The organism is Embleya sp. NPDC056575 (genome assembly GCF_042793325.1).
Taxonomy (GTDB): Bacteria; Actinomycetota; Actinomycetes; order Streptomycetales; family Streptomycetaceae; genus Embleya.
This window is the reverse complement of record NZ_JBHTVA010000045.1, coordinates 71,057-90,911: the sequence shown is the minus strand read 5'-3', so window position 1 is coordinate 90,911 and position 19,855 is coordinate 71,057. Positions and strand designations below refer to the sequence as shown.

The 19,855-nt window shown below is 67.5% G+C and carries 16 protein-coding genes and 1 tRNA gene; 8 read left to right on the top strand and 9 right to left on the bottom strand.

Annotated elements, in window-relative coordinates:
* Window positions 1–60: 60 nt before the first annotated feature.
* Window positions 61–915 carry a Bax inhibitor-1/YccA family protein gene (locus ACFRCG_RS31095; protein ID WP_380037562.1) on the bottom strand — a complete coding sequence of 285 codons (855 nt, stop codon included), beginning with the start codon at window positions 913–915 and terminating at the stop codon, window positions 61–63.
* 246 nt (window positions 916–1,161) lie between these two features.
* On the opposite strand from ACFRCG_RS31095, the gene ACFRCG_RS31090 reads away from it, so the two are divergent.
* Window positions 1,162–1,338 carry a hypothetical protein gene (locus ACFRCG_RS31090; RefSeq protein WP_380037560.1) on the top strand — a complete coding sequence of 59 codons (177 nt, stop codon included), beginning with the start codon at window positions 1,162–1,164 and terminating at the stop codon, window positions 1,336–1,338.
* Between the two features lie 192 nt (window positions 1,339–1,530).
* Here the strand turns inward: ACFRCG_RS31090 and ACFRCG_RS31085 are convergent.
* Window positions 1,531–1,615 (bottom strand) — tRNA-Leu (locus tag ACFRCG_RS31085).
* 451 nt (window positions 1,616–2,066) lie between these two features.
* On the opposite strand from ACFRCG_RS31085, the gene ACFRCG_RS31080 reads away from it, so the two are divergent.
* Window positions 2,067–2,843 carry an ABC transporter ATP-binding protein gene (locus tag ACFRCG_RS31080; RefSeq protein WP_380037558.1) on the top strand — a complete coding sequence of 259 codons (777 nt, stop codon included), beginning with the start codon at window positions 2,067–2,069 and terminating at the stop codon, window positions 2,841–2,843.
* A gap of 67 nt (window positions 2,844–2,910) precedes the next feature.
* Here the strand turns inward: ACFRCG_RS31080 and ACFRCG_RS31075 are convergent, their stop codons facing one another.
* The 6 genes from ACFRCG_RS31075 to ACFRCG_RS31050 all read right to left on the bottom strand — a co-directional run bounded on the left by ACFRCG_RS31075 (window position 2,911) and on the right by ACFRCG_RS31050 (window position 9,275).
* A complete protein-coding gene (locus ACFRCG_RS31075) occupies window positions 2,911–4,260 on the bottom strand; it encodes an NAD(P)/FAD-dependent oxidoreductase (protein WP_126636316.1) in 1,350 nt (449 codons plus the stop codon).
* A gap of 589 nt (window positions 4,261–4,849) precedes the next feature.
* Window positions 4,850–5,797 (bottom strand): exopolyphosphatase, encoded by a 948-nt coding sequence (locus ACFRCG_RS31070; protein WP_380037556.1) that lies wholly within the window; start codon window positions 5,795–5,797, stop codon window positions 4,850–4,852.
* A complete protein-coding gene (locus ACFRCG_RS31065; RefSeq protein ID WP_380037554.1) occupies window positions 5,794–6,354 on the bottom strand; it encodes a DUF501 domain-containing protein in 561 nt (186 codons plus the stop codon). Before ACFRCG_RS31065 ends, ACFRCG_RS31070 begins: the two co-directional genes overlap by 4 nt.
* A gap of 124 nt (window positions 6,355–6,478) precedes the next feature.
* Window positions 6,479–7,135 carry a septum formation initiator family protein gene (locus tag ACFRCG_RS31060; RefSeq protein WP_380037551.1) on the bottom strand — a complete coding sequence of 219 codons (657 nt, stop codon included), beginning with the start codon at window positions 7,133–7,135 and terminating at the stop codon, window positions 6,479–6,481.
* 56 nt (window positions 7,136–7,191) lie between these two features.
* Complete coding sequence (gene eno, locus ACFRCG_RS31055) at window positions 7,192–8,472, bottom strand: phosphopyruvate hydratase (protein ID WP_380037549.1); 1,281 nt, start codon at window positions 8,470–8,472, stop codon at window positions 7,192–7,194.
* A gap of 305 nt (window positions 8,473–8,777) precedes the next feature.
* Window positions 8,778–9,275, bottom strand: a complete 498-nt coding sequence (locus tag ACFRCG_RS31050; protein WP_380037547.1) for an RICIN domain-containing protein — start codon at window positions 9,273–9,275, stop codon at window positions 8,778–8,780.
* Between the two features lie 1,092 nt (window positions 9,276–10,367).
* Between ACFRCG_RS31050 and ACFRCG_RS31045 the strand changes: the two genes are divergently transcribed.
* The 6 genes from ACFRCG_RS31045 (at window position 10,368) to ACFRCG_RS31020 (ending at window position 18,160) form a co-directional block, all read left to right on the top strand.
* Window positions 10,368–10,730: an SseB family protein gene (locus ACFRCG_RS31045; RefSeq protein WP_380037545.1), complete on the top strand. Its 363-nt coding sequence runs from the start codon at window positions 10,368–10,370 to the stop codon at window positions 10,728–10,730.
* Complete coding sequence (locus ACFRCG_RS31040; RefSeq protein ID WP_380014127.1) at window positions 10,723–11,073, top strand: hypothetical protein; 351 nt, start codon at window positions 10,723–10,725, stop codon at window positions 11,071–11,073. Before ACFRCG_RS31045 ends, ACFRCG_RS31040 begins: the two co-directional genes overlap by 8 nt.
* Before the next feature lie 13 nt (window positions 11,074–11,086).
* A complete protein-coding gene (locus ACFRCG_RS31035; RefSeq protein ID WP_380037543.1) occupies window positions 11,087–15,568 on the top strand; it encodes a DUF6531 domain-containing protein in 4,482 nt (1,493 codons plus the stop codon).
* A complete protein-coding gene (locus tag ACFRCG_RS31030; protein WP_380037541.1) occupies window positions 15,559–16,005 on the top strand; it encodes a hypothetical protein in 447 nt (148 codons plus the stop codon). Before ACFRCG_RS31035 ends, ACFRCG_RS31030 begins: the two co-directional genes overlap by 10 nt.
* A 617-nt stretch (window positions 16,006–16,622) precedes the next feature.
* The gene (locus ACFRCG_RS31025) at window positions 16,623–17,027 is read left to right on the top strand and encodes a hypothetical protein (RefSeq protein ID WP_380037539.1); all 405 of its coding nucleotides are present in this window, start codon (window positions 16,623–16,625) and stop codon (window positions 17,025–17,027) included.
* A 413-nt stretch (window positions 17,028–17,440) separates the two neighbouring features.
* On the top strand, window positions 17,441–18,160 hold the full coding sequence (locus ACFRCG_RS31020; protein ID WP_380037537.1) for a hypothetical protein: 720 nt from the start codon (window positions 17,441–17,443) through the stop codon (window positions 18,158–18,160).
* Here the strand turns inward: ACFRCG_RS31020 and ACFRCG_RS31015 are convergent.
* A complete protein-coding gene (locus tag ACFRCG_RS31015; protein WP_380037535.1) occupies window positions 18,108–19,358 on the bottom strand; it encodes a hypothetical protein in 1,251 nt (416 codons plus the stop codon). The two genes, ACFRCG_RS31020 and ACFRCG_RS31015, sit on opposite strands and share 53 nt — an antisense overlap.
* Between the last annotated feature and the right edge of the window lie 497 nt (window positions 19,359–19,855).

Sequence of the window (19,855 nt, the reverse complement as noted above, 5' to 3'; positions counted from 1 at the left end):
GTGCCCCCGAGTGGGGGCACCGCCGCTTTCGCGTGTTCGGGCCGAGGCCCGTCACCCGCGTCAGTCCCGCAGGATCGACAGCAGGCGCAGGACCTCCATGTAGATCCACACGAGCGTCACGGTCAGGGCGAACGCCGACCGCCACGCCTCCTTTTCCGGGACGCCCTGGGCGGCCAGTTGCTCGATCTCGTTGAAGTCGAGGGACAGGAAGAACGCACCGATGAGGATGCCGAGGATGCCCATCAGGATGCCGAGCGGTCCGCTGCGCAGACCCAGGCCGTCGCCGCCGGCGATCAGGATCGCGAGGCCGTTGACGAGCGAGAGCAGCACGAAGCCGATGGCGATCGCCATGCCGATCCGCGCGTAGCGGCTCGTCACCTTGATCCAGCCGGACTTGTACGCGACCAGCACACCGACGAACACCGAGGCCGTGCCGAGCACGGCCTGGACCACGATGCCGCTGTACTGCTGCTCGAACGCGTGGCTGATCGCACCCAGGAAGACACCCTCGAGCGCGGCGTAGGTCAGCACCAGGGCCGGGCTGATCTCCCGCTTGAAGGTCAGGACCATCGCGACGACGAACGCCGCAAGTGCGGCGCCGACCGCCCAGCCGAAGTTCTCGAACGGCAGGAAGGCCCACGACAGCGCACCGGCGACGACGACCGTCAACAACGTCATCGCGGTACGCGCGACCACGTCGTCGATCGTCATCCGGCCGGTCTGGAGCGGACCGGCGGACTGCGCCCGGTACATCTCCTGAAGCTGCTCGGGGGTCATCGGCTGCATCGGCGGCTGCTGCGGCCCACCGAACGGGGCGCCCTGCGGCCCGGGCTGCGGCGCTCCGTAGCCGGCCTGCTGCTGCCGGCCGGTCTCGAACGCCCCCCGCCGCGTGAGCACCGGGTTGCTGCTCCTCATGTCATCTCCTCCATGCCCCCGGGTGGGGGTCGTGGCTTAAAAGAGTAATCCCCGAGTAAAGGTCTCGGGGGCTCCATCCTTCCCTTTCAACGTCCTCGGACACGCGATTTGTGCCCGTGGTCACTGTCCGGGCATGAAAAGTCGGATGGAATCCATCGCGAAGCCGATCGCTGTACGCGTGGGAACACCCCGCGCTGTTCACGAGCGCGGATCAGGACCGTACCCGGAGCCGGGAGCGGCCCGGTGATGACGTACAAGGGGGCACGGGTCGACGTCGAAACCCTCGTCGACTCCGACGACCGGGTCGCGCCGGCGGTGGCGGTGGTGCGCGAGGTACCGGCGGGGCGGGGTATCGGTAACGATGCGTTGACCACGGAGCCGTACCCGGACGCCGTAACCACCCGACGCGGCGGCATGCGATAGCACGGCCGATGGGTGCGATCGCAATTTCTATCGATGAGAACGTCATCTTCACATTCGGAACCGCAGTTCCGACCGGTGCACAGGGGGTGACCGTGAATGATCTTCGTTCGCTCGTCCGTTGACAGACCCGCACTTCTGTCAACGGCAGCGATCTTGAAAATGGCCTTCCCGCAGGTCAGAGCCATGATCATCTGGTCCCCGGAGCGGGACTCGAACCCGCACGACCTTGCGGCCAAGGAGGTTTAAGCTCCTCGTGTCTGCGTTCCACCATCCGGGGGCGATGCTGAGCGTAGCGGCCCCGGCGCACCGGGTTGACCCCCTGTTTTTCGCGGCTCCGTGAACCGCTCGCGGCGACCCGTTCGATCGCGGAGAGCGACCGGGGGCAACCCGTCCCGATGCCGCACGGATGATGCCGAATGGGTGCTTTGAGGCGCCTGATCAGGGGATATACCGCATTCGGCCGCGACTGCCCGGCACCTGCGGCCCAGTCGGGGGTCCCATTTCCGGCCGGCCTCCGGGAGGCCGCGGGAGAGGCGTAAGACCCCCGTCGGCGCCGCTCGGCGTGATCGATTTCGACTACTTATGAGCGAAATCGACGAAGTGTGAGTAAGTGTGATCAGACGTCCTGGATCATGCGCAATCTTGTGGAAGCGTGGGTAGGCAGCACGAATCGGAACCCTTCCGTCGCCCGGCGAATCCGAGGAAAAACCCAAGGAAAGAGGTCTCCTGTGACCGCCACCGAACCCATCGCGGGACTCGGGGCGCACGGCGCGCTCGCCGCCGTCGCCACCGACCTGACCAAGGTCTACGGCGAGGGCGAAACGCGGGTGATCGCGCTCGACGGCGTCTCGGTCGGCTTCCGGCGCGCGGAATACACCGCGATCATGGGGCCCTCCGGGTCGGGCAAGTCCACGCTGATGCACTGCATGGCCGGGCTCGACTCGATCACGGCCGGCTCGGTGCGGCTCGGCGACGCGGAGCTGTCCGCGCTGAACGACAAACAGCTCACCCTGCTCCGCCGGGAGAAGATCGGTTTCGTCTTCCAGTCGTTCAACCTGCTGCCCACGCTCACCGCGCTGGAGAACATCACGCTCCCGATGGACATCGCGGGGGTCAAGCCGGACAAGGCCTGGCTCGACCACGTGATCGAGACCGTCGGGCTGCGCGATCGGCTCAGGCACCGGCCGACCGAGTTGTCCGGCGGCCAGCAGCAGCGTGTCGCGTGCGCCCGCGCGCTGGCGAGCAAACCGGAGATCATCTTCGCCGACGAACCGACCGGCAACCTCGACTCGCGCTCCGGCGCCGAGGTGCTGGGCTTCCTCCGCAGCAGCGTCTACGACCTGGGCCAGACCATCGTGATGGTCACCCACGACCCGAACGCGGCCTCCTACGCGGACCGCGTGGTGTTCCTGGCCGACGGCCGGATCGTCGACGAGATGACCGCGCCGACCGCCGACCTGGTCCTGGAACGCATGAAGCGCTTCGAGGCACAGCGCACGAGCTGACCGAGGAAACGCGACGGAGCCCGGTACGCACAGGGCGTACCGGGCTCCGTCGCGAACGACTTGCGACCTACGACTTGGCCACGGGCTCCGCGGCCGGCCGAGGCGCGGGCAGCGCCGCCTCGGCGAACTCGTCGCGCGGGTGCTCCATCGCGCCGAGCGAGACGATCTCGCGCCGGAAGAACGCCGACAGCGTCCAGTCGGCGAAGACCCGGAACTTGCGGTTGAACGTCGGCACCATCGCACCGTGGTAGGTGCGGTGGAACAGCCAGGCCGGCAGGCCCTTGAGCTTGAACCGGCCGAACATCACCGCGACGCCCTTGTGCAGACCGAGGCCGGCCACCGCGCCGAGGTTCTTGTGCTTGTACTCCTGCGGCGGGAAGCCGCGCATCACCGAGACGACGTTGTCGCCCAGGACTCGCGCCTGACGCACCGCGTGCTGCGCGTTCGGCGGGCACCAGGCACCCTCGCCCGCGGCCAGGTCCGGCACCTGCGCGTTGTCACCGGCGGCGAACACGTTGTCCATGCCGACCACCTGGAGGGTGGTGCGGGTGTCGACGTGGCCGCGCGGGCCGAGCGGCAGACCGTACTCCGACAGCACCGGGTTGGGCTTGACGCCCGCGGTCCACAGGATCGTCGAGGCGTCGAACTCGATGTCGTTCGAGAGCACGCAGTGCTTGTCGACGCACGACTTGAGCGAGGTCTCCAGGTGGAACTCGATGTCCCGGCTCTTGAGCCGTTCGAGCGTCCATGCGCCGAGCTCGGGACCGACCTCGGGGAGGATGCGGTTGGCCGCCTCCACCATCACGAAGCGCATGTCCTCGCGCTTGAGGTTCTTGTAGTAACGCACCGCGTCGCGGGCCATGTCCTCGACCTCGGCCAGCGCCTCGATACCGGCGAAGCCGCCGCCGACGAAGCAGAACGTCAGCGCCTTGCGGCGGATGTCCTCGTCGGTGGTGGAGTCGGCCAGGTCGAGCTGCCCGAGCACGTGGTTGCGCAGTGCGATGGCTTCTTCGATGGTCTTGAGACCGATGCCGTTCTCGGCGAGGCCGGGAATGGGGAAGGTCCGCGATATGGAGCCGAGCGCGATGACGATGTAGTCGAAGCCGAGTTCGTAGGACTCGCCGGCCAGCGGCTCGACGAGGGCCACCTTGCGGTCGTGGTCGACGGAGGTGACCCGGCCGTTGACGATCTCGGCGTTGGGCAGGACACGGCGCAGCGGCACCACGACATGGCGCGGTGAGATGCTGCCGGCGGCCGCTTCCGGGAGGAAGGGCTGGTAGGTCATGTACGACCGCGGGTCGACGACCGTGACGGTCGCTTCGCCGAAGCGCATCTTCTTGAGGATGCGCTGCGCGGCGTACAGACCAACGTAGCCGCCGCCGACGATGAGGATGCGAGGGCGATCCGTGTTGCTCATGTTTGGAAGTATCCACCGATCCAAGTCGCCGGTGCTTCGAGGCCGCGCGCAGTACCGAAGGGGCCGTCTGGTACCCTTCGTCCTTTTGCTTGTGCATTTGTGCACGGTGGGCGGTCGGGGAGGATCCATCCGGCCATGGCACCCGGCGACTCGGTCCCGGTGACCTGCGTCGATCCTGCCCGAGGGGTGCGGGGACGGCGCAATGTGATCTCCACCTCGGCTTGTCGACGACCGTGGTTTTCGAAGGCGGGGACCGTCTCGAACCGGGTCGACCAGAGGAAAACGGCCCTACATGGCCAACTTTTGCCCCGTCGACCATGTGAAGGGATTCACAAACTTTCGTCCGTGTCCGAACGTTGGACAGGGGTCGTTGGTTCCCCGGCGGTGGTTGTTCGTTCTTTGGCCGCTGTCCGTCCGCTGCCGGTCCGCCGCCGGTTCGGTCGCTGTCGGGTCGCCGTTGGGTCGCCGTTCGCGTCCTTGTCGGCCCGGGGGATGGGGTGTGCGTGACTGCGTGCGGGGCCAACTCGCGGGCGCGCCACGGGGGTACGGGCGGGGCGGGCGCGTCCGCGAGTGCGGGGCGGCGGCGGGGCTACTCGCCGACCGGGGCCTCCGCCTCGGACCAGGCGATGCCGTCCAGGATGTCGTGTTCGCTGACCACGACCTCGGTCAGGCCGGTGCGTTCCATGATCGTGCGCAGGACCAGCGCTCCGGCGGCGATCACGTCAACGCGGCCCGGGTGCAGGACGGGGATGGTCGCGCGTTCGGCGTGGGTGCTCGCCAGGAGGCGGGCGGTGACGGCGCGGACCTGGTCCAGGGTCGGCCGGGCGTGGTGGATCGTGGTCGAGTCGTATTCGGGCAGGTCGAGCGCTATGCCCGCGACGGTGGTCACCGAACCGGCCAGGCCGACCAGGGTGCGGGCGCGCGCGAGGGGGACGACGGCCGCGACCTGGTCCAGGGCGGCCTCGATGTCGGTGATCGCGGCGGCGACCTGGGCCGGCGTCGGCGGGTCGTCGCGCAGGTGGCGCTCGGTCATCCGGACGCAGCCGATGTCCACCGACCGGGCCGCCTCGGGCCGGTCGGTGCCGAGTACGAATTCGGTGGAGCCGCCGCCGAGGTCGACCACGAGGTAGGGCGTCTCGACGGCGTCGGTCCCGGCCAGTTCGCGGGTCGCCCCCACGAAGGACAGCGCGGCCTCCTCGTCGCCCGAGATCACCTCCGGCTCGACGCCCAGGATCTTCCGGACGCCGTCCCGGAAATCGTCCCGGTTCTCCGCGTCCCGGCTGGCGCTTGTGGCCACGAAACGCACCTGCTCGGCGCCCAGTTCGCGAATCACCTCGGCGTAGTCGACGCACGCCGCGAAGGTGCGCTCCAGGGCCTCCGGAGCCAGTCGGCCGGTCCGGTCCACGCCCTGGCCGAGTCGTACGATCCGCATCCGCCGGTCCAGGTCGACCAGGGTGCCGGCGGCCGGGTCCAGATCGGCGACGAGCAGGCGGATGGAGTTGGTGCCGCAGTCGATCGCGGCCACGCGTCGGGTCATCGGGTCTCGTCCTCCGGGGCGGGGGCGGGGGCGTCGGCGGGCGGCGTGGTGGGGGCGTCGGGAGAGGCGTCGGCGGGGGCGTCCACGCACACGCACGGGCTCTTGGCCCACCAGTCGGGCAGCGCGTCCAGTGCCTCGTCGCCGAGCGGGTTGACGCCGCGTCCGGCGGCGAGCGCGTGGCCGGCCAGGACGTGCAGGCACTTGACCCGGTCCGGCATGCCGCCCGCCGACGGGAAGCCCTCCAGCACCTCGATCGCGTCCCGGCGCGCGATGTAGTCGTCGTGCGCGGCGGCGTACCGAGCGGCCAGATCCTCGTCCTCGGCCAGGCGCGCGTTCATCTCGCGCATGACGTTGTTCGCCTCCAGCGTCCCGATCGCGGACGCCGCCCGGGGGCAGGTCAGGTAGTACAGCGTCGGGAACGGCGAGCCGTCCTCCAGGCGCGGGGCGGTCTCCACGACGTCCGGCAGCCCACACGGGCACCGGTGTGCGACGCCGCGCAGACCACGCGGGGTACGGCCGAGCTGCGCCTTGACGGCGTCGATGTCCTGCTGATCCATGGAGGGAGTATGTCCTGTTTCGCTGAATGGTTCGGACCGACGTTCGAGCGGGGTGCCGCCCCGGAACCGCGTGCGGCGGCCGGTCGCGGCGGGCGGTGCGGGGCCGGCGGCGCCCCGGACCGGCCTAGCCGATCGACGTGGCGGGTGTCCTCGTGGGCGTCGGCGGCGTGCTGGGGGTCGGCGTACCGGCCTTGTCCGCGTCGCGGGTGGAGTCCCACAGGTTCCGGTACCAGGGCGGCGAGCCGGCCTGGGCCGGGGTGGGCGGCGCCGGGTTGCCCGCGGTGCCGGCGGGCGGCACCACCAGGTAGGCGGTGTCGCCGGGGTAGACGAAGTGCAGCCGCTCGCGCGCCTGTTGCCGGACGTACGCCGGGTCGTTCCAGCGCTCCAGGTCGGACCGCATGCGCTCGGTCTCGGACTGCTGCTTGCGGGTGCTCTCGCGCAGGTCGGCCACGTCGGAGCGCTGCGCCAGGTATTGCCGCAGCGGGTAGACGAGGGCGATCGCCAGGCTCAGCACCACCAGGCTCAGCACGATCCACTTGCCGCCGCCGCGCCGGCGCAGCCGACCCAGGCCCGCCGCCGCGGCCGAGCCCTTGAAGGACCCGGCCGCGGTCTTCGGCTTGACGGGCTTGGCGGGCTTGGCGGGCTTCGGCCCGGCCGGCCTCGGCGAGGCCGACGCCGGGCGTGTACCGCGGGCCTGGCGCGGCGGTGCGACGGCTCGGGACGCGCGGGCGACCCGAGTCGGCCCGGCCGTCCTGCGACCGCCCTCGCCCTGCTCGCTCACGCGTCCTCCCGCCGTTCCGTCGATTCGGCGCCGGCGGTCCCCCGCTCGACCGGGTATCAGCCCTGGAAGCGCGGGAACGCGGCGCGGCCGGCGTACTCCGCCGCGTCGTCGAGGATCTCCTCGATGCGCAGCAGCTGGTTGTACTTGGCGACCCGGTCGGAGCGCGCCGGGGCGCCCGTCTTGATCTGGCCGCAGTCCGTGGCCACCGCGAGGTCCGCGATCGTGGTGTCCTCGGTCTCGCCGGACCGGTGACTCATCATGCACCGGTAGCCGTTGCGGTGGGCGAGCGACACGGCGTCGAAGGCCTCGGTGAGCGTGCCGATCTGGTTGACCTTCACCAGGAGGGCGTTGCCCGCCTTCTCGGCGATGCCGCGCGCCAGGCGCTCCGGGTTGGTGACGAACAGGTCGTCGCCGACGAGCTGGACCTTGTCGCCGACCTGCGCGGTGAGCGCGACCCAGCCCTCCCAGTCGCTCTCGTCCAGCGGGTCCTCGATCGAGACCAGCGGGTACGCGTCGACCAGCTCGGCGTAGTAGGCCGACATCTCGGCGGAGGTCTTCTTGGCGCCCTCGAAGACGTACGCGCCGTCGGTGTAGAACTCGCTGGCCGCCGCGTCCATGGCGAGCGCGATGTCGGTGCCGGGGGTGTAGCCGGCCTTCTCGATGGCCTCGACGATCAGGTCGAGCGCGGCGCGGTTGTTCTCCAGGTTCGGCGCGAAGCCGCCCTCGTCGCCGATGCTGGTGGCCAGGCCGCGCGCCTTCAGCACGGACTTGAGGCAGTGGTACACCTCGGCGCCCCAGCGCACCGCCTCGGCGAAGGTCTCCGCGCCGATCGGCGCGATCATGAACTCCTGGATGTCGACGTTGGTGTCGGCGTGCGCACCACCGTTGAGGATGTTCATCATCGGCACCGGAAGCACGTGCGCGTTCGGGCCGCCGAGGTAGCGGAACAGCGGCAGGTTCACCGATTCGGCGGCGGCGTGCGCCACGGCGAGCGAGACGCCGAGGATGGCGTTGGCGCCGAGTTCGCCCTTGTTCTCGGTGCCGTCCAGGTCGATCATCGCCTGGTCGATCAGCCGCTGGTCGTCGGCCTCGGTGCCGACGATCTCGTCGTAGATGCGGTCGTTGACCGCGTCGACGGCCTTCTGTACACCCTTGCCGCCGTAGCGGGACTCGTCGCCGTCCCGCAGCTCGACGGCCTCGAAGGCGCCGGTGGAAGCGCCGGACGGCACGGCGGCACGGCCCGAGCTGCCGTCGTCGAGGACGACCTCGACCTCCACCGTGGGGTTCCCTCGGGAGTCCAGGATCTCCCGGGCGTGGATGACGTCGATGGACGGCACGAGTTTCTCCTTGATCAAGGGGCACGCTGGTCTGCCCGGCCAGCCTAGTAGCAGCCCGGGTCGGGGCACGCCCGCGAAGCGGTAGCCCTGGGCGACCATCCGGTGACGCGTGCGCGAACGGATCGACCGGTTCGTCCCTCGATCGGGCGGCGCGGGCGACCTCGCTGCCACGCGCACAAGCCGCCCCCACGCGTCGGTTCGCGTGGGGGCGGCTCGGGGTGCGGTGCGATGCCGGTGGGCGGTTCAGGTGGATTCGACATCTCCGGGGGATGTCGGGCGCGCCCTACCGCCGGATCGGGTCGGTGTCACACCCGCTGCCACTGCTGATTCGGTTGCCCATTCCAGGGCCAGATGATCGCCAACGCGCCGGACTGGGTCGAGCCACCCGCGAGGTCCAGTACGTGGCCGCTTCCCGGGTAGTTCTGGAAGGACGAGCCGTACTGCGTGTCCGCCCGGTGCCACACCTGGTTGTCGCCGTTGTTGCAGGAATAGACGATCAGCGACGTGCCCTGGTTGGTGTTGCCGCCGGGGACGTCCAGGCACTGGCCGCCGGTGCCGACGTTCCGGAGGGTCTCGTGGTTGTGGGCGTCCCGGCCCGTGTACCACTGCTGGGTCAAGGTGCCGTCGCACGTCCATTGCATTACCTGGCCGCCGACCACGTCCAGGCACATTCCATTCGCCGAGGCCGGGCGGAGCGTGAAAGAGGCATTCACTGCGGAGGCGCTGCTCGCGCCCGAGACCAAACCGGTTGCGGCGACGGTCAATATACCGGCGACGGCAGAAAGCTTCTTGAGCTTGCTCATCGTGATTCCGATCATTGGAGAAATTCGGCCTGATGGGCCGCTCCGCAATTCTTGGCATCGATCGAAACGACGATCAACGAGCACACCATGAACTCGGGATGACTCGTTGATGAACAGAAGGTTTCCGGAAGCTGACAACTTCGCTAATAGCAGGAATTCCCATATGTCGATCGAATCGGTGTGATATCAGGCTGGCCCACGGCAAAGATTGACGACGCAAATATTCTCGGGTCGTCGTGTCCGGCAAATTAGCTCGACCATCCGGACGGTTCGGTCGCCTGGGGTTCCACCAACCTCTCGAACATCGCTTTCGACTCGTGGATTATGCCCTGCTCCGATGTTGTCACGTCAAGTATTCCGCCGCGCGAACCGCTCGTCGCGCAACCTCTCCACAACGTCGCGCCGCGCCGGAGCCGGGCACCCGACCACCGTCCGCACGACCGAGCGGCCACCTCGACGGGCACCCCGACGCCTCGTGACGCCGAGGAAACTTTCGACGGACCCAAGGAACGCGCGAATATCAACGCCGGGAAAGGGTGACGGTTCGGACTGTCGAAAACCCTCGATGGAAAGCCCGAAGGATCGCCCGATCGGGTCCTTGGTCGATCTTGTCGATCTCGTCGATCTCGTCGATCTCTTCGAGAACCATGACGGTGTGCCCCGGGCCATCGAACCGGCGACGCGAAACGGCCGCCGGGGCATTTGCGCGGTATATGCCCGCCGCATGGCATCGCGCGCAGTCCGCGGAACCGGCGGCCGATCGGGACATCGCCTTCCGCGGCACGGCGTCGCATTCCTTGTCGCCGAAGGCGTCGGGCCTTGGCGAAATTCGACCCGCGCGCCGCCGGGCGACGCGGAATCCGGGGCGCGGGATATCGGGAAGGCGACGACGCGGAGGGATTCCGCTTCGTCGACCGATGCCGTGCCGGGCGGCGTCCGGGGCCCCGGCAGCCTCGCCGTGGTGCGCCGGCGGCGTCGAGACGGGGCGGGACGAGCCACGCCCGGGAACCGATAGCGGTGGGCGACCGTTCGGTGACGCGGACACCGACGGATTGGCTATGGTGACGCTCGGTCGAGGGACGGGGCGTACGTATGAACGAACCGGATTCGGGCGATATATCGCCGCTGCGGCGGGAGATCGCCCGGCTGCTCGCGGGCGCGGGCGACCCGCCGGCGCTGCTCGCCGCGTTGCTCGCGGCCCGGCTGTACTGCGAACGACCCGAGCGGGTCGGCTTCGCGGCGATCGGGCCGCCGGGTGGTGGGGTGGTTCCGGTGTTCACGTCCGAGGAGCAGTTGGCGCTGTTCGTCCGGGGCGAGTGCGACTGGTTCGCCACCGAAGGCGCCGACCTGGTGCGGCTGTTGCCGCCCGGCTACGACATCGCGATCGACTTGGCCGGCCCACGACCGGTGCGGCTGCGGGCGAGTCTGTGGAACGCGGAGGCGGCGGATGGGTGACGACGGTTTCAAGGTCGACAGCACGTTCGTGCGCGGGGCCGGTACGGAGTTGATCGAGGCGCTGACGGTGGCCCGGGAGATCGCGCAGAAGCAGCAGCCGTTGCGGGACGGGTTGGTGGCGCTGCAGAAGTACTACTCGTCACCGTTCCAGGCCGGCGAGATCGTGCTGGAGTCCGCCAAGGCGATGGCCGCGCTGGTGAACCTCGGCGAGAACATCGCGATCGCGTTGGAGATGGCCGCGCAGCAGTACGAGGCGGCCGAACGCGACGCCGAGGCCCGGTTCTTCACGCCCGGCGGCGCGGCCTCGATCCACGCGGGCGACGACATGGGCACCACGAACTGACGGAGGCCGTCCGGTGTTGGTATCCGGCGAACCGCTCACCCCCGACTCGCAGCCTCGTGGCCTGATACCGGGCGACTGGGAGGTGTTACAGACGCTCGCCGACGTGCTGACCCGGTTCTCGGCGCAGGCGCTGGAGGCCAAGGGCCGGCTCGGCAAAATCGAGGGCAAGGACCTCTGGCAGGGCAACGCGGCGGAGGGCTTTCGCAAGGACCTCGGGATCGTCACCGAGATCCTGGGCCTGCACGGCAAGGAATACCCGAGTGTCGCCGCGAAGTTGCGCGAGTTCGCCGAGGTGTTGCGGTTCGCCCAGGGCGAGTGCGCGAACGAGATCATCCCCAAGGCGAAGCAGGCGTTCTGGCTGATCGAGGCGCAGGCGCGTGAGCAGGAGTCGTACGACCTCGCCAAGCGCAATCACGACGTGCAGAAGGCCAACGGCGTCGGCAAGGAGTGTCTGCCCGCGCTGCCGCACAAGCCCGAGGGCCATCCGGGCGCGGACATGTTGCGCGAGGCGCAGGAGCAGTTGACGCGGGTGCGCGAGCGGGTGGAAAAGGCCGACGCGCACGCGCTGTTGGAACTGCGCAAGTCCCGTGGCGTACTCGACCTCGACCCGGACATATGGAAGACGCTCCGCCAGGCCGGGATCGATTTCGCCAAGGGCGCCGCCGGCGGGGTCTTCGAACTCGCGAGCTTCGCGTGGACGATCGACCCGGGCCGGATCTTCGTCGACCCGATCGCCTACGCCACCGACCTGAAGGGCATCGCGGGCGGCATGCTCGGCATCGCCCGGGACCCGGTGGGGTTCGCCCAGGACACGGTCGTCTCCTCGTGGGAGGACTTCAAGAAGAACCCGGCCCGCTGGCTCGGCCACGCGGCGCCCGACCTGGCCCTGACGCTGGCCACACGCGGCGGCAACAAGGCGCTGACACCCGCCGAACAGGTCGAGAAGAACATCGCCAAGCGGGACAACCCGCGCTGCCGGGCCGCGGAGGCGTGCACGCGCGAGGGTGAGCCGATCGACGTGGTCACCGGCGAGATGGTGTTGCCGCAGACCGACGTGACGCTGGCGGGCGCGCTGCCGTTGGTGCTGGAGCGGCATCACCGGACCGCGTTCGGCGGAGGCCGGTTCTTCGGTGAGCGGTGGGCGTCGACGTTCGACCAGTGCCTGCGTCTGGGCGCGGACCGGGTCACCTTCACGGCCGCCGACGGGATGACGCTGCGCTATCCGGTGCCGAGGCCGGGCGAGCCGGTGCTGCCGATGGGCGGATACCGCTGGCCCCTGGCGTGGGACGGCGCCGGCACGTTCACGGTCACCGACCCGCGGCGGGGGTGGACGTGGTCCTTCGCGGCGCTGCCGGGGCGGGCGTCGCGCCGAATACCGGTGCGGGCGTTGGCGGATCGCAACGCGAATCGCGTCGAGTACGCCTACGACACCGAAGGCGTGCCGTGCGAAGTCACCCACTCGGGCGGCTACCGGGTGGCGGTCGACTCGACGGCGGGCCTGATCACGGGATACCGCCTGCTCGGCGCGGACCCGGTCACCCACACGAGCACGAACGACCCGTCGGCCTCCGTCGCCCTCGTCACCTTCACCCACGACGCCCTCGGCAACCTCACCGAAGTCGTCAACTCCTCGGGCCGCTCCCTGCGCTTCACCTACGACGCCCACCACCGCATGACGTCCTGGACCGACCGCAACGACACCTGGTACCAGTACGAATACGACGAGGCGGGCCGTTGCGTACGCGGCTCCGGCATCAACGGCGTCCTGGACAACACCTTTGCCTACGACGAGGCATCGCGGATCACCAGGATGACCGACGCCTTGGGCGCCGTCCGCACCTACGAATACAACGACTGGTCGCAGGTCATCCGCGAAACCGATCCCCTCGGCGGCACCAGGCTCACCGAATGGGACTCCTTCAACCGCCGAGTGGCCGTCACCGACGAACTGGGCCACACCACGAGGTACGCGTACGACGCGTGGGACAACACCATCGGCGTAGTCCTCCCCAACGGCACCTTCACAGTCGCCGACTTCGACCCACTCCTGTGCCGCCCAACCCGAATCACCGCCCCGGACGGCGGGGTGCGCCACCACACCTACGACGATCGCGCCAACCTCCTCACCACCACCGACGAACTCGGCGCCGTCACATCCCACACCTACAACGACGCCGGCTACCTCACCGCCACCACCAACGCCCTGGGCCACACCACAACGGTCACCCCCAACCCGGCCGGCCTCCCGATCGCGCTGACCAACCCGCTCAACGCCACCACACACATCACCCGCAACGCCTTCGGCCGACCCACCACACAGACCGACCCCCTCGGCCACACCACCAAAACGGCCTGGACCGTCGAAGGCATGCCCGCCCGCCGCAAACACCCGGACGGCACAACCGAATCCTGGACCTGGGACGGCGAGGGAAACCTCCGCCACCACGTAAACCCGGCAGGCTTCACCACGTCTCACGAATCAACCCACTTCGACCTCCCTTCCGCCCAAATCACCCCCGATGGCGCAAGGTTGGAGTTCACCTACGACCCTGAACTCCGCCTCACAAGAGTCACCAATCCCCAGGGCCTCACCTGGAACTACGAGTACGACCCGGCGGGCCGCCTGACAGCCGAGACCGACTTCAACGGTCGAAAGCTCACATACGCTCACGACGCGGCAGGCCGATTGATCAGACGTAGCAACGGCACCGGCGACAGCATCACCTACACCCATGACGCAGTGGGCTTGGTTGTTGCCCAATGCCACGAGGCAACATCCAGCACGACCACGTATCGCTACGATGCGGTGGGGCGGTTGGTACAAGCCACCAGCCCAAACGTCGACCTCCTCTTCACGCGTGATGCCATCGGCCGTATCACAGCCGAGACGACAAACGGTCGCACGCTCTCGAATGAGTACGACCCGATGGGGCGCCGGCTGCGCCGTGAAACTCCCAGTGGCCACGTCAGCGAATGGTCGTCGGATCCGGCCGGCCGGCCGCTGATACTGCGCACCGCCGATCACGATTTCCGGTTCCATCACGATGCCGCCGGACGAGAAATCGAGCGCCGGTTCGGCAAAGAAGTCGTCTTGCATCGATCATGGGATGTCTCCGACCGTTTGACATTGGAGACCGTAACCGCCGGTAGTCCGGTCGGCGCACTCAATGTAATCCTTGACCCCACGTCCGGACCCCGAGAAGTCTTGCGAAGGGGATACGAGTATCGAGCCGGTGGCTTGGTTTCCGCCATCGAAGACAGCACTACGGGGTGGACCGCCTATGATTTCGATGAGGTCGGCCGAGTTGCGGAGGTAAGGGGTCGCAATTGGAGCGAGAGCTATACATACGACCTCACCGGAAATCAGTCCCATGCTTCTTGGCTCGGTGGAGATTCGACCGTGCAAGGCGATCGGGCAGCAACAGGAACCATGGTACGCAGAGCAGGAAGGAACTATTACCAGCACGACAGCCAGGGCCGAGTCGTACGGCGCACTCAGAAAACACTCTCCGGAAAATCCAGAATATGGACCTATGTATGGGATGCCGAAGATCGCCTGATCGAGGCAGCGACACCGGATGGAGCCATCTGGCGCTACACCTATGACCCCTTGGCTCGTCGTATCGCCAAGTCGAGCGCAGAAACCTGCACAGAAGTCACTTTTTGTTGGGATGGCGTCCAACTGGTCGAGCAAGACCAGGGCGGGGACGTCACGACATGGGATTATGCTCCGAATAGTTGGCGACCTCTCGCGGAGAGCCGGACGCGACAAGGAGGCGAAACGAGATCGTCCGCGCTCATGACAGACAGAGTCGGAACTGTTCTGCATCTGGTTGCACTGGATGGCACCATGATCTCGGCGCCACGTCAGTCGGTCTGGGGAAGCCGACCGGTCGCCGACTCGAAAGCAGAGAGCGATTTCAGAATAACCCGCCCCGGACACTTCCTGGACGAGGAGACGGGGCTCGAATACAACTATTTCAGGTACTACGAGCCCGCAGTCGGGCGGTACATGTCTCCGGACCCACTGGGACTCACCCCCTCGCCCAATCACCACGGATACGTCTCCAACCCTCTGGAGGAATCGGATCCTCTCGGCTTGGCGCCGTATGGACTCGAAGACGGAAGCGGGCCGGCACCCGGAGTTCTGGAAGTAAGTGACAGAGTGAAATCGAAGGCCGCTTTCCTGAATTATTTCCCGACCAGAGGGGCGATGGAATATGTATTCGACCCGGAGCGCGGCATTCTGCTGACCGGAAAACCGTCCCCATATCTGAAAATGGACGGCAGTCCGCACGAGCAACTCGGCAAGACTATCGATGCCGACCCAAGCAAGCTCGTCGGCGGTATACTGAGCAGAGATAAAGATGGCAAGTTCATCATGAATGAAAACAGTGGGCATTACGGGCACAATTGGACACCCGCTATTGCACAGCAGTTCGATAAATTCCTGCGGGATCACGGCATACCCGCCGAGCATATTGCATGGGGGTAGAAGTGACTGATTGGTCTCCCTTGTTCGACCGCGGCGACGGGGTCTGGGTCGGTGTGGACAAGAACGGTGACATCGCGGTCGGTTCACAGGAGAAGATAAAGGCCAGGATTTCGACATCGAACCCGGTCCCGCTTTGGCCACTTCTCGAAAAAGAACACCACTCGGCGCGCGAACTACTGGTCTCGGAGTGGCATAGCCTCGACCCAGCCGGGAGATCCGAGCCGGACGAACTGATTCGGGCAATCATCGTATCGGCTGTGAATTCCGGCTCCCCGTATTGGATCGAACGGGTCGTCGAATGGATTTCAGCAATGCCGAGAACCGCCGCCGATGCGGACTTGCTGACATCACAGCTTCGCATGATTTCCGCCAATAGATTCATGCCTCAGGCAATCAGACATCGCGCCGGGAAAGAAGCCAAGAGGTGGTCGCAATAGAGGAGCGGACGTCTTCGAACCCGCCCGATGTGCAGGTGGGTCCATGCCGATTAGTCAAGCAGCCGGGATGAGTCAGGCAGATTGACGGCGACGAGTAACGGGTGATTCCACTGTCATCATCTCGACTCACTCGGCACGGTTATGGATTGGTTTACTCGACGCGCGGGGACGGCGGCGTTTACGTCGTTCCGGGTTCGGGCGCCTCAGCGAGCACCTCTGCAGTCGCCAAGAGGAAAAGCCGTTTGGTTCGAGACTTGGCGGCGCAGTACGCGGAGAGAACGAACAGAATCCGGCCGGTATCCGGAAAATTCCGGCCCTTTTGATGAAACTGAGATCCTGAGCGGCGCGGCAATTTTCCGACCCACCTCCGGTGTGCCTATCACTGTCAATGCGAGGGCAGTTTTCCAGGTACAGGAATATGTTGAACCCAGCATATTCTGAATCCGCGAGACACCGTCCGTCCCGATCCGAACCATCCGCAGGGTCGAAAATATTGGGGAATGATGATGTCGATGGATCCGTCGAACGCTCACATATCTGCCCTGGAAGCACGTGACGGTGGGGGCTATGGGGACACTCCGCTGGGGAGCCAGAGGGATCGGTTGATCGGGTCCTTCGTGGACCTTGTGGCAAACCGCGATGATTTGACCTATGCGATCGAACTCGGACGGCAGAAGAGGCGGTGGGATGCTCTCGACACCTATGCCGCTCGGATGGCGTCGATCGCCGTTCGGGAACGCGATTCCGACATCCTTCGCCGAGGGCTGGTCGCGGCGGTGATCGCCATGAAATCGACCGACGACGAGCGTGAGACCCTGCCGACCCTGAGTCTCCTCTACCGGGCGTGGGAGATTCTGAGCGATCGGGACTTGCCTTTTCGGGCGCCGCGCGATCTGCGCGTCCAGGAAGACGACGATCCTCTCGTCGCCTTCGCTCGGCGCTCCCCCGACGACCGAGGAATCCGAGCGATGGGCTACCACGAAGGCAGCGACTCCGAAGGGTTTCGATTCCTCGACCGATGACTCGACGGAGATGAGCGTCTGGGCATTATGGAGCGCCGTGGTTCCACTTCACAGCCGACCCCAAGGCCCTTCTCGTCCCGCGGCCGACCGGCAGGGTCTGCTCTCCGGGACGAACCCGAGGGAAGGCGGATCCTCTCCGGAGTCCGCATCGGGCGACGCGGTTATTCGGTGGCTCGGCGGGCCTGCCGGCCAAACGACCCGGGACGGAGATCGCGTTCAGCGCAGCGTTCCCCGGCGATGGACAAATGCTCGGCCGCACGCGGCGTGACTTGCTTGACGGGTTCGAGGAGCTTGCGGGAGATCGTGGCACCGGAGTACGCCGGTTGGTCGCGAGCGGTTCGATCGCTGCCTCGGGCGCTCGCTTCCGGCAGGAGATGACCAGCCTTCGGTGGGGGTGTCGCTAGGGTTTTGGGGTGGTCGACGACAGCGGTGGTGTGGGGGCTGTGCAGCGGGAGTTCGCCGTTCGGGGGACTGCGGAGGTGTATGCGTTCCTGGGCGGGATCGTGGACGAGATGGTGCGGGCGTTCGGGGTTTCGGAGGGGGAGGCGTTTCTCCGGGTCGATCGGCATATGCGGCCGTACCGCTGGGACTTCACAGAGGACGGCGATCGGCGGTTCCTCTTCGAATACTCCGAGGAACACTGGGCCGGCGAGATCTACCTGGAGTCGGATCCGTGGCGGCAGCGGTCGGGAGACGATCACAGCCAATCGCGGCCACGGCCGTTGCCCGAGGCCGGGGATCCGGAGTTCGGGGGTTTGGCGCTGGGGGACCATCTCGCGCCTGTCGAGATGTTCGTGACGTGGGACGGCGAGCTCGACGACTTCGTGTCCATCGTGGCCGGGGCGCGGCAGAGCACGGGTGGGCATGCCGCGCGGATCGAGAACGAGCGCGTGGAGATCTCGATCATCGGTGAGCTGTACGACGCCGGCTCCGACCGGGGATATGTGTCGATGACGTGCCGACCGAAACACGGCACGTCCTGGGCGGAACTGTCGGAGGACTTGCGCACGATCGTCTACCGACTGCACACCGCTGGGTTGGAGTATTCGCGGGCAACCGTGGCCGATGGTGGTGAGCCGTTCAGGATTCTCCGACGGGATCGACCAACGTTCCATATGTTGCGGAGGGCGTGAGATCGGGTTCGCCCGTCGGGTCGCCGAACTCGACGCTCATCCGGGTCGCGCCTGCCTCCTGTAGGCGCCAGGCCATGCGACGTACGTCCCGCAGGACCTCCTGCCACGAGACCCCTGTGCGCGGTGTGCAGGTCACCGACCACATCGGGATCGCCTCGGGGTCGTCGGGTGCCGGTTCCGGCAGGCGGGTGATCCGCACGTCGATGGCTTCGAGTTCGATCGCATCGGATGCGGATGAGGCGGACGTTGCCGGTTCGAGCGCAACGGGGCGCGCACGCAGGAGGGTTGCCGTGAGGACGTCCGCGTCCACCGCCCATGCGACCAGGCACACCAGCGCCGTCCCCCAGTCGCCGATCGCCTCGCGGACCGGTTGCGGATCGATGGGGTCGGCCGCCGCCTCGGGGGCGAACTCGGCTCGCTCGATCACCTCAGCGAGCCGATCGCGGTCCTCCCACCCCTCGGCGATCGCCGTGGCCCACTCGTAGGCGCTTGCTCGGTCGAGGAAGCGGGCGGCGTGCTCCAGTGGCATTCCGGCCACGGCGTCGAGCAGCGTGCACTCGACCCATCGGAGCGCGTCACCGGGGTACCAGCGGTGGCTGTCGACCAGCTCTCGCACCACTTCCGTAAGCGCCCGGCACACCTCGTCGTCGCCGGTCACCGTGGGCCCCTGCCCGACCGGCACCTGCCCACCGGGCACCAGACCGGCGTCGATCAGCGAGGCCGCGACGCGCACCGCCATCGCGTCCTCCACCGCCCAGCAATACTCGATGTACGACGCTCGTCCGACCGGTGCCGCGTATGGGGCCGGCACCACATGCACTCGCACCTCGTCGCCTTCGGGGACGAAGCCGATCGTCTCCAACCACGTACGAGCGCCCGGTTCGCGTATCCATCCGGGATCCAGATGCGAGAGGTCGATCCCCGGCACGGCATCGCCCGGGCCGACGGCGACGAGCACCATCGTGTACGGCTCGGCCTGAGCGAGACGCTCGACGACCTCCTCCACCGGAAGTTCGTATCGTTCCGCGAGCGTTTCGAGCACGTCGCAACCATCGAGCCGCGCGGCGGACGCGGCCACCAGGACGATGTCGCCCGCCGTACGCGTATTGCGCCCGCGCGATGGCACCGCACGAAACCGACCGGGGTCCTCCACCATCGACCCGTCCGACACACCGGCCCCCACAAGATCGCCAGACATGCCGCGAGAGTATCCAGCAGCTCGAAACACCGGGACACCGAGGGAGATCGCCCGCAGTAGCAGTAGTTGAGTTGTGGTTTTGGCTGTGGCTTCGGCTTTCGCTTTGGTTGGGGCGGTCGGCGGAGATGCCTCTTCTCGGAGACCCGAAGCTCCGGACAAGGCGGACGTGTTGCTCGGCGAAACCCGACCGGCAGCAGCGGGGAAGCAGAGCGCTCGGGTCGAGTCTGTGGGGGTGCCTTCCCGGGTGGGTCGGTCTGTTCCGGCGAGCGCTGCGCTTTGGGTTGAGGGTGGCCGGTTCGGGGCCGGCCAGAGTCGGTGATGGGCCGCCAACGCGCGGGGCTCCAAGACCCGAAGCCCGCGACGAGACGAGCGCGTTGCTCACCGAAAACCGGCCGGCAGCGGCGGGGAGGGGGGTGAAGGGACGGGTTGTGTCGGCCGGGGCGCCTTCCCGGGTGGGTCGGGCCTTCCCGGCGAGCGTTGCGCCTTGGGTTGCGAGT